At 62.4% G+C, this 13717-nt stretch carries 10 protein-coding genes; all 10 read left to right on the forward strand.

Annotated elements, in window-relative coordinates; translation table 11 throughout:
• Nucleotides 1-80 precede the first annotated feature (80 nt).
• The 10 genes from nusG (at nucleotide 81) to rpsG (ending at nucleotide 13708) form a co-directional block, all read left to right on the forward strand.
• A complete protein-coding gene (gene nusG / locus TQ29_RS01860) occupies nucleotides 81-614 on the forward strand; it encodes a transcription termination/antitermination protein NusG (protein ID WP_037210810.1) in 534 nt (177 codons plus the stop codon).
• 105 nt (nucleotides 615-719) lie between these two features.
• Nucleotides 720-1148 (forward strand): 50S ribosomal protein L11, encoded by a 429-nt coding sequence (gene rplK / locus TQ29_RS01865; protein ID WP_037210812.1) that lies wholly within the window; start codon nucleotides 720-722, stop codon nucleotides 1146-1148.
• Between the two features lie 5 nt (nucleotides 1149-1153).
• Complete coding sequence (gene rplA / locus TQ29_RS01870; protein WP_054537800.1) at nucleotides 1154-1852, forward strand: 50S ribosomal protein L1; 699 nt, start codon at nucleotides 1154-1156, stop codon at nucleotides 1850-1852.
• A gap of 264 nt (nucleotides 1853-2116) precedes the next feature.
• The gene (gene rplJ, locus TQ29_RS01875; RefSeq protein ID WP_037210817.1) at nucleotides 2117-2635 is read left to right on the forward strand and encodes a 50S ribosomal protein L10; all 519 of its coding nucleotides are present in this window, start codon (nucleotides 2117-2119) and stop codon (nucleotides 2633-2635) included.
• 71 nt (nucleotides 2636-2706) lie between these two features.
• Nucleotides 2707-3087 carry a 50S ribosomal protein L7/L12 gene (gene rplL / locus TQ29_RS01880; RefSeq protein WP_037210819.1) on the forward strand — a complete coding sequence of 127 codons (381 nt, stop codon included), beginning with the start codon at nucleotides 2707-2709 and terminating at the stop codon, nucleotides 3085-3087.
• Nucleotides 3088-3334: 247 nt separating this feature from the next.
• Nucleotides 3335-7468: a DNA-directed RNA polymerase subunit beta gene (gene rpoB / locus TQ29_RS01885; RefSeq protein WP_054540282.1), complete on the forward strand. Its 4134-nt coding sequence runs from the start codon at nucleotides 3335-3337 to the stop codon at nucleotides 7466-7468.
• The gene (locus TQ29_RS01890) at nucleotides 7465-8244 is read left to right on the forward strand and encodes a sulfotransferase (RefSeq protein ID WP_054537801.1); all 780 of its coding nucleotides are present in this window, start codon (nucleotides 7465-7467) and stop codon (nucleotides 8242-8244) included. The genes rpoB and TQ29_RS01890 overlap by 4 nt, the downstream gene beginning before the upstream one ends.
• Before the next feature lie 23 nt (nucleotides 8245-8267).
• Nucleotides 8268-12509 carry a DNA-directed RNA polymerase subunit beta' gene (rpoC, locus tag TQ29_RS01895; protein WP_054537802.1) on the forward strand — a complete coding sequence of 1414 codons (4242 nt, stop codon included), beginning with the start codon at nucleotides 8268-8270 and terminating at the stop codon, nucleotides 12507-12509.
• 344 nt (nucleotides 12510-12853) lie between these two features.
• Complete coding sequence (gene rpsL, locus TQ29_RS01900; RefSeq protein ID WP_035253348.1) at nucleotides 12854-13225, forward strand: 30S ribosomal protein S12; 372 nt, start codon at nucleotides 12854-12856, stop codon at nucleotides 13223-13225.
• Nucleotides 13226-13237: 12 nt separating this feature from the next.
• Entirely contained in the window at nucleotides 13238-13708 is a 471-nt protein-coding gene (gene rpsG / locus TQ29_RS01905) for a 30S ribosomal protein S7 (protein WP_037210829.1), read from the forward strand.
• Nucleotides 13709-13717 lie beyond the last annotated feature (9 nt).

The raw sequence follows: 13717 nt of genomic DNA on the forward strand, positions 1-13717 counted from the left end.
TTCGGGGGAGGGTGGGTTAACCACCTGATGGAATTCAAAGTTTCGGCCAAAGCGCCGAAAGACGTGAGGTAACAGGCAAGATGGCGAAGCGGTGGTATTCGGTGAGCGTGCTCTCGAATTTCGAGAAAAAGATCGCCGAGCAGATCAAAACTGCCGTTGCCGAGAACGGTCTCGAGGACGAGATCGAGGAGGTTCTGGTGCCCACCGAAGAGGTGATCGAGGTGCGCCGGGGCAAGAAGGTGACGGCGGAGCGGCGGTTCATGCCCGGCTATGTGCTGGTGCGGATGGAGATGTCGGACCGGGGCTATCACCTGATCAACTCGATCAACCGGGTGACCGGGTTTCTGGGGCCGCAGGGCCGCCCGATGCCGATGCGCGACGCCGAGGTGAACGCGATCCTCAACCGGGTTGAGGAAGGCGAGGCCGCGCCGCGGTCGCTGATCACTTACGAGATCGGCGAGCTGGTGAATGTGACCGATGGCCCGTTCGAAGGGTTCTCGGGCATGGTCGAGGATGTGGATGACGACAACCAGCGCCTGAAGGTGACGGTGTCGATCTTTGGCCGGGCAACCCCGGTCGAGCTGGAATTCACCCAGGTTTCGAAAGAGGCCTGAGTGCTGTGCGTGGGAGGTGAGCGGGCGCGCCCGTGACACCGGACCACTAAACCGATGCGCCGCCCTCGCGTGGGTCTGGCGTGGTGAGAAGAAGGAGAAGGCCAGATGGCCAAGAAGCTCGCAGGTACGATGAAGCTGCAGGTGAAAGCCGGGCAGGCCAACCCGTCGCCCCCCGTGGGGCCGGCGCTGGGCCAGCGCGGCATCAACATCATGGAATTCTGCAAGGCGTTCAACGCCAAGACGCAGGACATGGAGCCCGGTGCGCCGTGCCCGACCGTGATCACCTATTACCAGGACAAATCCTTCACCATGGACATCAAGACGCCGCCCGCGTCTTATTTCCTGAAGAAGGCCGCCAAGCTGAAGTCGGGTTCGAACACGCCCGGCCGCGCGGTTGCGGGGTCCGTGACGGTTGCTCAGGTGAAAGAGATCGCCGAAGCGAAAATGAAGGATCTGAGCGCCAATGATGTCGAGGCCGCGATGCAGATCATTCTGGGTTCGGCCCGCTCGATGGGTATCGAGGTGAAGGGGTAATCGTCATGGCAAAATTCGGAAAACGGACGCGCGCGGCGCGTGAGGCATTCGCCGCCAAGGAAAACGTGACGGTCGAAGAGGCGGTTGCGCTGGTGAAGGGCAATGCCAAGTCGAAATTCGATGAGACCATCGAGATCGCGATGAACCTGGGCGTCGATCCCCGCCATGCGGACCAGATGGTGCGCGGCGTTGTCAGCCTGCCCAACGGCACCGGCAAGACGGTGCGCGTTGCCGTGTTCGCGCGCGGCCCCAAGGCCGATGAGGCGCAGGCCGCCGGCGCGGATATCGTGGGCGCCGAGGATCTGATGGAGACCATCCAGTCCGGCAAGATCGAGTTCGACCGTTGCATCGCGACGCCGGACATGATGCCGATCGTCGGTCGCCTGGGCAAGATCCTGGGCCCGCGCAACCTGATGCCGAACCCCAAGGTGGGGACGGTGACGATGGATGTGGCCGATGCCGTGAAAGCGGCCAAGGGCGGCGAAGTTCAGTTCAAGGCCGAAAAGGCCGGCGTGGTTCATGCCGGTGTCGGCAAGGCGTCGTTCGATGAGGCCAAGCTGGCCGAGAACATCCGCGCCTTTGTCAATGCGGTCGGCAAGGCACGGCCCGCGGGCGCGAAGGGGACCTATATGAAAAAGGTCTCGCTGAGCTCGACCATGGGCCCCGGCGTGTCGATCGACGTGGTGTCGGCCACGGGCAACTGAGCCCGCGGTGGGGGCAACCCCACCCGATGAGATTCCCCTGGCCTTCGGGGCGGGGGATGGCAGGGTGGCAACGCCCTGTCCTGTCCGAGACGGAGGGTGCCCCCCGGGGCTTAATTTCCTTCCCGAGATGGGGAACGAGACAGATTTCCGGGGTTATCCTCGGGCGATCCTGGCCTCGGGACCCTTGCGGACCCGAACGCCCCGGAGATTTCCGGGGCAAAACTGAGCCGGAGGGCGTAAGCCTTCCTGAATTGGAGTGAAACTGTGGATAGAGCCCAGAAAGAAAAACTGGTCGAGGAACTCGGCCAGATCTTTGAAAGCTCTGGCGTTGTTGTGGTTGCACACTACGCGGGACTCACGGTTGCTGAGATGCAGGACCTGCGCGCGCAAATGCGTGAAGCGGGCGGGTCTGTACGCGTTGCCAAGAACAAGCTCGCCAAGATCGCCCTTGAAGGAAAGCCCTGCGCAAGCATCGCGGACCTTCTTTCGGGCATGACCGTACTCACCTTCTCGGAAGATCCCGTGGCTGCTGCCAAGGTCTCCGAGAAATACGCCAAGGACAACAGCAAGTTTGTCATCCTGGGCGGTGCAATGGGTGAGACGGCTCTGGATCCGGCCGGTGTGAAAGCCGTGGCCTCGATGCCGTCCCGTGAGGAGCTTATCGCTTCGATCGTGGGCTGTATCGGCGCCCCTGCCTCGAACATCGCCGGCGCTATTGGCGCGCCTGCTTCGAACATCGCGAGCATCCTCTCGACGATCGAGGAGCGTGCGGAAGCCGCTTAAGCAACATCGGAGCTCGCGTGGGGTTGAACCACCTCGCGTTGGAACACATCTGAAAGAACGGAAACCTGAAAATGGCTGATCTGAAAAAACTGGCTGAAGAGATCGTGGGCCTCACGCTTCTCGAAGCACAAGAACTGAAAACCATCCTGAAAGACGAGTACGGCATCGAGCCGGCTGCCGGTGGCGCCGTCATGATGGCGGGCCCTGCTGGCGATGCCGGCGGTGCCGCTGCTGAAGAGCAGACCGAATTCGACGTGATCCTGAAGGCCGCTGGCGGCCAGAAGATCGCCGTCATCAAAGAGGTCCGCGCGATCACCGGCCTCGGTCTGAAAGAAGCCAAGGAACTGGTCGAAGCTGGCGGCAAGGCCGTCAAGGAAGCCTGCTCCAAGGACGAAGCCGAAGAGATCAAAGGCAAGCTCGAAGCGGCTGGCGCCGAAGTCGAGATCAAGTAATCGGGCGCGGCGGTGGCCGCGATCCTTTGAAAAAGGCTGGGCCCGGAGGTTTTTCGGGCCCGGCCGAACCTGTCTTAGAAAGGGCCTCGATCCGGGGTCGGGGCTCTTTCTAAGGCGCGGTTCAAGGTTCGGGAGCAGCCGGTGGGACGGCTGCAGGAATGGAATCTGACCCCCTTCATTCGTGAGCGGAGCGTTGCTGTGGCCCGACGGCATGGCGCGACGCGATAGACGAAAGGTGATGAAGCACATGGCGCAATCGTTTGTTGGCCAGAAACGACTCCGCAAGTTCTACGGCAAAATCCGTGAAGTTCTGGAAATGCCGAACCTCATCGAGGTTCAGAAATCCTCTTACGATCTGTTCCTGAAGTCGGGCGACCAGCTCGAGCCGACCGATGGCGACGGCATTCAGGGCGTGTTCCAGTCGGTTTTCCCGATCAAGGATTTCAACGAGACCGCCGTGCTTGAGTTCGTTCGCTACGAACTGGAGAAGCCGAAGTATGACGTCGAGGAATGTCAGCAGCGCGACATGACCTACAGCGCGCCGCTGAAGGTGACGCTGCGGCTGATCGTGTTCGATGTCGATGAGGACACCGGCGCCAAGTCCGTCAAGGACATCAAGGAGCAGGACGTGTTCATGGGCGACATGCCCCTGATGACGCCGAACGGCACCTTTGTGGTGAACGGCACCGAGCGGGTGATCGTTTCCCAGATGCACCGTTCGCCCGGCGTGTTCTTCGACCATGACAAGGGCAAGACGCATTCCTCGGGCAAGCTTCTGTTCGCCTGCCGGATCATCCCCTATCGCGGATCGTGGCTGGATTTCGAATTCGACGCCAAGGACATCGTGTTCGCCCGCATCGACCGGCGCCGCAAGCTGCCTGTCACCACGCTGCTTTATGCGCTGGGGCTGGATCAGGAAGGCATCATGGATGCCTATTACGAAACGGTTGATTACAAGCTGCAGAAGAACAAGGGCTGGGTCACCAAGTTCTTCCCGGAGCGTGTGCGCGGCACCCGCCCGACCTATGATCTGGTGGATGCAAGCACCGGCGAAGTGATCGCCGAGGCCGGCAAGAAGGTGACCCCGCGCGCGGTCAAGCAACTGGTCGATGCCGGTAATGTGTCCGACCTGCTGCTGCCGTTCGATCAGATCATCGGCAAGTATGTCGCCAAGGACATCATCAACGAGGAAACCGGCGCGATCTATGTCGAGGCCGGCGATGAACTGACCTGGGAGGTGGACAAGGACGGCGAGGTGACCGGCGGCAGCCTGAAAGAGCTGCTGGATGCGGGCATCACCGATATTCCGGTTCTGGACATCGATAACATCAACGTCGGCCCCTACATCCGCAACACGATGGCCGCCGACAAGAACATGCATCGCGACACGGCGCTGATGGATATCTACCGGGTCATGCGCCCGGGCGAGCCGCCCACCGTCGAGGCCGCGTCGGCGCTGTTCGACACGCTGTTCTTCGATTCCGAGCGCTATGACCTTTCGGCCGTCGGCCGGGTGAAGATGAACATGCGCCTCGCGCTCGACGCGCCGGACACCCAGCGCACCCTGCGCAAGGATGACATCATCGCCTGTATCAAGGCGCTGGTCGAACTGCGCGACGGCAAGGGCGATATCGACGATATCGACCACCTTGGGAACCGTCGTGTGCGTTCCGTCGGCGAGCTGATGGAAAACCAGTACCGCGTCGGCCTGCTGCGCATGGAACGCGCGATCAAGGAGCGCATGTCCAGCGTCGAGATCGACACGGTGATGCCGCAGGATCTGATCAACGCCAAGCCGGCCGCGGCCGCGGTGCGCGAATTCTTCGGCTCCAGCCAGCTGTCGCAGTTCATGGACCAGACCAACCCGCTGTCGGAAGTCACCCACAAGCGCCGCCTTTCGGCGCTCGGGCCGGGCGGTCTGACGCGTGAGCGCGCGGGCTTTGAGGTGCGCGACGTGCATCCGACCCACTATGGCCGGATGTGCCCGATTGAAACGCCGGAAGGCCCGAACATCGGCCTGATCAACTCGCTGGCCACCTATGCCCGCGTGAACAAGTACGGCTTTATCGAAACGCCTTACCGCAAGGTGGTGGACGGGCAGGTGACCGATGAGGTCAACTACATGTCCGCGACCGAGGAAATGCGCCACACCGTGGCGCAGGCCAACGCCAACCTCGATGCGGATGGCCGGTTCGTGAACGATCTGGTGTCGACCCGCCGGTCGGGCGAATACACGCTGCAGCCGAACATGAATGTCGATCTCATCGACGTTTCGCCGAAGCAGCTTGTGTCGGTCGCGGCATCGCTGATTCCGTTCCTGGAAAATGACGACGCCAACCGCGCGCTGATGGGTTCGAACATGCAGCGCCAGGCCGTGCCGTTGCTGCAGGCGGATGCACCGCTTGTGGGTACCGGCATCGAAGAGGTCGTGGCCCGCGATTCGGGCGCCGCGATCATGGCCCGCCGTGGCGGTATCATCGACCAGGTGGATGCCACCCGGATCGTTGTGCGTGCCACCGAAGATCTGGAGCCGGGCGATCCGGGCGTGGATATCTACCGTCTGCGCAAGTTCCAGCGTTCGAACCAGAACACCTGCATCAACCAGAAGCCTCTGGTGAAAGTGGGCGACACGGTCGGCAAGAACGAGGTCATCGCCGATGGCCCCTCGACCGATCTGGGCGAGCTGGCCCTGGGCAAGAACGTGGTCGTCGCGTTCATGCCGTGGAACGGCTACAACTACGAGGACTCGATCCTGATTTCCGAGCGGATCGCGCGCGATGACGTCTTCACCTCGATCCATATCGAGGAGTTCGAGGTCGCCGCCCGTGACACGAAACTTGGCCCGGAAGAGATCACCCGCGACATTCCGAACGTCGGTGAAGAAGCGCTGCGCAACCTCGACGAGGCGGGCATCGTCTACATCGGCGCAGAGGTCGGGCCGGCGGATATTCTGGTGGGCAAGATCACGCCGAAGGGCGAAAGCCCGATGACGCCGGAGGAAAAACTTCTGCGCGCCATCTTCGGCGAGAAGGCATCGGATGTGCGCGACACCTCGCTGCGGCTGCCGCCGGGGGATTACGGCACGGTCGTGGAAGTGCGCGTGTTCAACCGCCACGGCGTCGAGAAAGACGAGCGTGCGCTGCAGATCGAGCGCGAAGAGGTCGAGCGCCTGGCCCGTGACCGGGATGACGAGATGGTCATTCTGGAGCGCAACATCTACGCCCGTCTGAAGGGCATGATGCTGGGCAAGGTCGCGGTGAAGGGGCCGAAGGGCGTCAAGCCGAACTCGGAAGTCACCGAAGAGCTGCTGGACACGCTGTCCAAGGGGCAGTGGTGGCAGCTTGCCCTTGGCGACGAGGCCGAGGCGAGCCAGATCGAGGCGCTGAACGCCCAGTTCGAGGCGCAGAAACGCGCGCTGGAGCATCGGTTCGAGGACAAGGTCGAGAAGGTGCGCCGCGGCGACGACCTGCCGCCGGGCGTGATGAAGATGGTCAAGGTGTTCATCGCGGTGAAGCGCAAGCTTCAGCCGGGTGACAAGATGGCCGGCCGCCACGGCAACAAGGGTGTGATCTCGCGCGTTGTGCCGATGGAGGACATGCCCTTCCTGCAGGACGGGACGCCTGTCGATTTCTGCCTGAACCCGCTGGGCGTGCCGTCGCGCATGAACGTCGGTCAGATCCTGGAAACCCACATGGGCTGGGCCGCGCGCGGCCTGGGGCTGAAGATCGGCGATGCGCTTGGCGAGTACAAACGCTCGGGCGATCTGACCCCGGTGCGCGAGGCGATGCGCATCGCCTATGGCGACGATGTCTATGAAGAAGGCGTCGCCGGCATGGACGAGGACCGTCTGCTGGAGGCCGCGGGCAATGTGACCCGGGGTGTTCCGATCGCGACGCCGGTGTTCGACGGCGCGAAGGAGGCGGATGTCAACGACGCGCTGCTGCGCGCCGGGTTCAGCGAATCGGGTCAGTCGATCCTGTTCGACGGGCGGACCGGCGAGCAGTTCGCGCGGCCGGTGACGGTGGGCGTGAAGTATCTGCTGAAGCTGCATCACCTGGTGGATGACAAGATCCACGCGCGGAGCACGGGCCCCTACAGCCTTGTCACGCAGCAGCCGCTGGGTGGTAAGGCCCAGTTCGGTGGCCAGCGTTTCGGGGAGATGGAAGTCTGGGCGCTGGAGGCCTACGGTGCCGCCTATACGCTGCAGGAGATGCTGACCGTCAAGTCGGATGACGTGGCGGGCCGGACCAAGGTCTACGAATCCATCGTCAAGGGCGAGGATAACTTCGAGGCCGGCGTGCCGGAAAGCTTCAACGTGCTGGTGAAGGAAGTTCGGGGTCTCGGCCTGAACATGGAACTTCTGGATGCGGAGGACGAATGAGCCTGATGTCTGAGATAGACATTTCGGCGGCATACAAGGCTGGTGCCCGGTCGGAAGACCGGCGCCATGCCTTCGTGGCCGGCTGCGCCAGAAGCGGGACAACAGCGTTGACCCGTCTTCTGAACCGGCACCCGGATATCTGCATCGGGCATGAGCGTTTCGCGAAGCTGTACAAGACCGGCGGCCTGACCCCCGCCCATTTCGAGCCGGAGCGGTTTCTGAGCGTTCAGGACGGCGATACCCATTACGACGCATTGTCGGGGTTTCGCGCGGCCCACGGCGCGGGGATCGGGGCGGCGAAGCTGGTGGGGGACAAGATCCCGCGGATAACCGACGATTTCGAGACGCTGTTCGCGGCTTTCCCGGGGTGCAAGGTTGTCTATATTCTGCGTGATCCGTTCTCGGTGGCCGAAAGCTATGAGCGGCGGGCGAAAGACCCTCAGGATGGCTGGGCGCCGACGCGCGGTTTTCTTGCCGCGATGCAGGAGTGGAACGACAGCCTGCTGCGCACCAAGAAAGAGCTGGGCCGGCGCCCGGATCAGGTGGGCATCTTCTGTTTCCACGATCTGCTGATCGCGGGAACGAGCCTGCCGCGGCTTTACCGCTTTCTCGAGGTGGATGCGCCGCGGGAAGATCCGCTTGACGAGGTGATTACGCTGTCGCCGCCCACCGACCAGAACCCGATGCTGCGCAAGGCTGTGGCTGAACACGCAAATTTCCGTATCTATCGTTGGCTCCTCGACAAGGCCGACGCCCAGGACAAGAGTTTTACCTGACCCGTTCAGGAGAAGGAACGATCATGAACCAGGAACTGACGACAAACCCGTTCAACCCGCTGACCCCGCCGAAGCAATTCGACGAGATCAAGGTCTCTCTGGCCTCGCCGGAGCGTATCCTCAGCTGGTCTTATGGCGAGATCAAGAAGCCTGAGACGATCAACTACCGCACGTTCAAGCCTGAGCGTGACGGCCTGTTCTGCGCGCGTATCTTTGGCCCGATCAAGGATTACGAATGCCTGTGCGGCAAGTACAAGCGCATGAAATATCGCGGCGTCGTCTGCGAGAAATGCGGTGTCGAGGTGACGCTGCAGAAGGTGCGCCGTGAGCGGATGGGCCATATCGAGCTGGCCGCCCCCGTCGCCCATATCTGGTTCCTGAAATCGCTGCCCAGCCGCATCGGCCTGATGCTGGACATGACGCTGCGCGACCTGGAGCGGGTGCTGTATTTCGAGAACTACGTGGTGATCGAGCCCGGCCTGACCGATCTGACCTATGGCCAGATGATGACCGAGGAAGAGTTCATGGACGCGCAGGACGCGTTCGGCATGGACGCGTTCACCGCCGGCATCGGCGCCGAGGCCATCCGCGAGATGCTGAGCCAGATTGATCTGGAGGCCGAGGCCGACCGTCTGCGCGAAGAACTGAAGGAAGCCACCGGCGAGCTGAAGCCCAAGAAGATCATCAAGCGCCTGAAGGTGGTTGAAAGCTTCCTGGAATCCGGCAACCGCCCGGAATGGATGATCCTGACCGTCGTGCCGGTGATCCCGCCCGAGCTGCGCCCGCTGGTGCCGCTGGACGGTGGCCGGTTCGCCACCTCGGATCTGAACGATCTGTATCGCCGGGTGATCAACCGGAACAACCGCCTGAAGCGGCTGATCGAGCTGCGCGCGCCCGATATCATCGTGCGCAACGAAAAGCGGATGCTGCAGGAATCGGTCGATGCGCTGTTCGACAACGGCCGCCGGGGCCGGGTGATCACGGGGGCCAACAAGCGCCCGCTGAAATCGCTTTCGGACATGCTGAAGGGCAAGCAGGGCCGGTTCCGCCAGAACCTTTTGGGGAAACGGGTCGACTTCTCGGGCCGTTCGGTGATCGTGACCGGGCCGGAGCTGAAGCTGCATCAGTGCGGGTTGCCCAAGAAGATGGCGCTGGAGCTGTTCAAGCCGTTCATCTACAGCCGGCTTGAGGCGAAGGGGCTTTCGAGCACCGTCAAGCAGGCCAAGAAGCTGGTGGAAAAAGAGCGCCCCGAGGTGTGGGATATCCTCGACGAGGTGATCCGCGAGCACCCGGTCATGCTGAACCGGGCGCCCACGCTGCACCGGCTTGGCATTCAGGCGTTCGAGCCCACGCTGATCGAAGGCAAGGCGATCCAGCTTCACCCGCTGGTGTGCTCGGCGTTCAACGCCGACTTCGACGGCGACCAGATGGCTGTTCACGTGCCGCTGAGCCTCGAGGCCCAGCTGGAAGCGCGTGTGCTGATGATGTCGACCAACAACGTGCTGTCGCCCGCCAACGGCGCGCCGATCATCGTGCCGTCGCAGGATATGATCCTGGGCCTCTATTACATCACGCTGGAACGCAAGGGCATGAAGGGCGAAGGCATGGTCTTCGGTTCGGTCGAAGAGATCGAGCATGCCCTGAATGCCGGCGAGGTGCATCTGCACTCCAAGATCCAGGCGCGGATCAAGCAGATCGACGATGAGGGCAACGAGGTTTTCAAGCGGTTCGAAACCACGCCGGGCCGGGTACGGCTTGGCGCGCTGCTGCCGCTGAACGCCAAGGCGCCGTTCGATCTGGTGAACCGTCTGCTGCGCAAGAAAGAGGTGCAGCAGGTCATCGACACCGTCTATCGCTATTGCGGCCAGAAGGAGTCGGTTATCTTCTGCGACCAGATCATGACCATGGGCTTCCGCGAGGCGTTCAAGGCCGGCATCAGCTTTGGCAAGGATGACATGCTGATCCCCGACAGCAAGTGGGATATCGTCAACGGCGTGCGCGATCAGGTCAAGGAATTCGAACAGCAGTACATGGACGGCCTGATTACCCAGGGCGAGAAGTACAACAAGGTTGTCGATGCCTGGTCGAAATGCTCGGACGAGGTCGCCGCGGCGATGATGACGGAAATCTCGGCGATGCGCTTCGATGACGCGGGCGCCGAGAAAGAGCCGAACTCTGTCTACATGATGTCGCACTCCGGTGCGCGGGGTTCGCCTGCCCAGATGAAACAGCTGGGCGGCATGCGCGGCCTGATGGCCAAGCCCTCGGGCGAGATCATCGAAACGCCGATCATCTCGAACTTCAAGGAAGGTCTGACCGTTCTTGAATACTTCAACTCGACCCACGGCGCCCGGAAGGGTCTGGCCGATACCGCGCTTAAGACCGCGAACTCGGGCTATCTGACCCGGCGTCTGGTGGACGTGGCGCAGGATTGCATCGTGCGTCAGCGCGATTGCGGCACCGATCTGGCGATCACCGCCGAAGCGGCCGTGAACGACGGCGAGGTCGTTTCCTCGCTGGGCGAACGTCTGCTGGGCCGCGTCTCGGCCGAGGATGTTCTGCGCCCGGCCACCGACGAGGTGATCGTGTCGCGCAACGAACTGATCGACGAGCGCAAGGCCGATGCCATCGAAAAGGCCGGTGTCGCCAGCGTGCGGATACGTTCGCCGCTGACCTGCGAGGCCGAAGAGGGCGTCTGCGCCATGTGCTATGGCCGTGACCTTGCACGCGGTACTATGGTGAACACCGGCGAGGCCGTGGGCATCATCGCGGCGCAGTCGATCGGCGAGCCCGGCACCCAGCTGACGATGCGGACCTTCCACATCGGCGGTATCGCCCAGGGTGGCCAGCAATCGTTCCAGGAAGCCAGCCATGCCGGCAAGGTGGAGTTCCGCAACGCCAACCTGCTGGCGAATGCGGCGGGCGAGAATATCGTCATGGGGCGGAACATGGTGCTGGCGCTGATGGACGAGAACGGCGTCGAGCGGGCCAGCCACAAGCTGGGCTATGGCACCAAGGTTCATGTGGCCGACGGCGCCACGATCGCGCGCGGCGACAAGCTGTTCGAATGGGATCCTTACACCCTGCCGATCATCGCCGAGAAGGCCGGTGTGGCGAAATTCGTCGATCTGGTCTCGGGCATTTCGGTGCGCGAAGACACTGACGATGCCACCGGCATGACCCAGAAGATCGTGTCGGACTGGCGCTCGGCGCCCAAGGGCAACGATCTGAAGCCGGAGATCATCATCGTGGATCCGGCCAGCGGAGAGCCTGTGCGCAATGACGCGGGCAACCCGGTGACCTATCCGATGTCGGTGGACGCTATTCTGTCGGTCGAGGACGGGCAGGAGATCAAGGCCGGTGACGTGGTCGCGCGTATCCCGCGCGAAGGTGCGAAGACGAAGGACATCACCGGTGGTCTGCCGCGTGTGGCCGAACTCTTCGAGGCGCGGCGCCCCAAGGATCACGCGATCATCGCCGAGATCGATGGTTACGTGCGCTTTGGCCGCGACTACAAGAACAAGCGCCGGATCACGATCGAGCCCAGTGACGACACGATGGAGCCCGTCGAATACATGGTGCCCAAGGGCAAGCACATTCCGGTTCAGGAAGGTGACTTCGTTCAGAAGGGCGATTACATCATGGACGGCAACCCGGCGCCGCATGACATTCTGGCGATCATGGGGGTCGAGGCCCTGGCTGATTACATGATCGACGAGGTGCAGGATGTGTATCGTCTGCAGGGCGTGAAGATCAACGACAAGCATATCGAAGTGATCGTGCGCCAGATGCTGCAGAAATGGGAGATCCAGGAAAGCGGCGATACCACGCTTCTGAAAGGCGAGAACGTGGACAAGGCAGAGTTCGACGAGGCCAACGCCAAGGCGATCTCGAAGGGTGGCCGCCCGGCGCAGGGTCAGCCGATCCTGCTGGGTATCACCAAGGCGTCGCTGCAGACCCGGTCGTTCATCTCGGCCGCGTCGTTCCAGGAAACCACCCGCGTGCTCACCGAAGCCTCGGTGCAGGGCAAGCGCGACAAGCTGGTCGGCCTGAAGGAGAACGTCATCGTGGGCCGCCTGATCCCGGCCGGTACGGGCGGGGCCACGCAGCGCGTGCGCCGCATCGCCGCCGAGCGGGACCAGAAGGTGCTCGACGCCCGTCAGGCAGAGGCGGAGGCCGCCGCGGCCCTTGCCGCGCCGATCGACGACATGATGGGGGGCGACGATTACGGCCTGGTGGACACGCCCGAAAGCCGGAACGAGTAAGCCCCGGCCGGCCCTCGGCCAGCGCTGAAATCTGCAACGGGCGCCTTCGGGCGCCCGCTGTGTTTTGCGGGGCGCGCCCGCCGGCGGCCGATGGCGTGAATCAATCCTTGAGCGCTGTTGACAAGGCTTCCGACTCTCCATATACCGCGCCCACTCGGACCGTCGGGAAAGCCCCGTGCGGTCTGAAATCAGAACTGAAGTGGTCAAGATCCGGGCCCCAAGGCCCCGATCCTCTGGAATTCCACCGCGTCGTTCCCGCGAACGAGGGGACGCAGCGGTATTTGCGCGTTTTGTCGAATCAGGGCGCGCTTCGAATTTGAATGGTTGCAATACGGGGAACCGGTATGCCGACGATCCAACAGCTGATCCGCAAGCCGCGGCAGCCGAAAGTTAAGCGCCAGAAATCCATGCATCTGCAGGCTTGTCCGCAGAAGCGTGGTGTCTGCACACGCGTTTACACGACTACACCGAAGAAGCCGAACTCGGCCATGCGGAAGGTTGCCAAGGTGCGCCTGACCAATGGTTTCGAGGTCATCAGTTACATCCCGGGCGAAAGCCACAACCTTCAGGAACACTCTGTGGTCCTGATCCGTGGCGGCCGGGTAAAAGACCTTCCGGGTGTTCGCTACCACATTCTGCGTGGTGTGCTGGATACCCAGGGCGTCAAAGACCGTAAGCAGCGTCGTTCGAAATACGGCGCCAAGCGTCCGAAGTAAGGAGAGACTGGTATGTCCCGTCGTCACGCTGCCGAAAAGCGCGAAGTCCTGCCCGACGCCAAATATGGCGATCGGGTTCTGACCAAATTCATGAACAACCTGATGATCGACGGCAAGAAATCGGCCGCCGAGCGTATCGTGTACAGCGCGATGGAGCGGGTTGAGACCAAGCTGAAGCGCTCGCCGATCGAAGTGTTTCAGGAAGCGCTTGATAACGTGAAGCCCTCTGTCGAGGTGCGTTCGCGTCGTGTCGGCGGTGCCACCTATCAGGTGCCCGTTGAGGTGCGCCCCGAGCGCCGCGAGGCGCTGGCGATCCGCTGGCTGATCAAGGCCTCCCGCGCGCGGAACGAGAACACGATGGAAGAGCGTCTGGCCGGAGAGCTGATCGACGCCGTTCAAAGCCGTGGCTCCGCCGTGAAGAAACGCGAAGACACCCACAAGATGGCCGACGCGAACAAAGCGTTCAGCCATTACCGCTGGTAACATTTCAGG

The organism is Actibacterium sp. EMB200-NS6, from assembly GCF_001305615.1.
Taxonomy (GTDB): Bacteria; Pseudomonadota; Alphaproteobacteria; order Rhodobacterales; family Rhodobacteraceae; genus Actibacterium_A; species Actibacterium_A naphthalenivorans.

Coding starts and splice junctions, on each gene's coding strand:
- rplA (WP_054537800.1), top strand. CDS start 1,154: ATGGCAAAATTCGGAAAACGGACGCGCGCGGCGCGTGAGGCATTCGCC.
- TQ29_RS01890 (WP_054537801.1), top strand. CDS start 7,465: ATGAGCCTGATGTCTGAGATAGACATTTCGGCGGCATACAAGGCTGGT.
- rpsG (WP_037210829.1), top strand. CDS start 13,238: ATGTCCCGTCGTCACGCTGCCGAAAAGCGCGAAGTCCTGCCCGACGCC.
- nusG (WP_037210810.1), top strand. CDS start 81: ATGGCGAAGCGGTGGTATTCGGTGAGCGTGCTCTCGAATTTCGAGAAA.
- rpsL (WP_035253348.1), top strand. CDS start 12,854: ATGCCGACGATCCAACAGCTGATCCGCAAGCCGCGGCAGCCGAAAGTT.
- rplL (WP_037210819.1), top strand. CDS start 2,707: ATGGCTGATCTGAAAAAACTGGCTGAAGAGATCGTGGGCCTCACGCTT.
- rpoC (WP_054537802.1), top strand. CDS start 8,268: ATGAACCAGGAACTGACGACAAACCCGTTCAACCCGCTGACCCCGCCG.
- rplK (WP_037210812.1), top strand. CDS start 720: ATGGCCAAGAAGCTCGCAGGTACGATGAAGCTGCAGGTGAAAGCCGGG.
- rpoB (WP_054540282.1), top strand. CDS start 3,335: ATGGCGCAATCGTTTGTTGGCCAGAAACGACTCCGCAAGTTCTACGGC.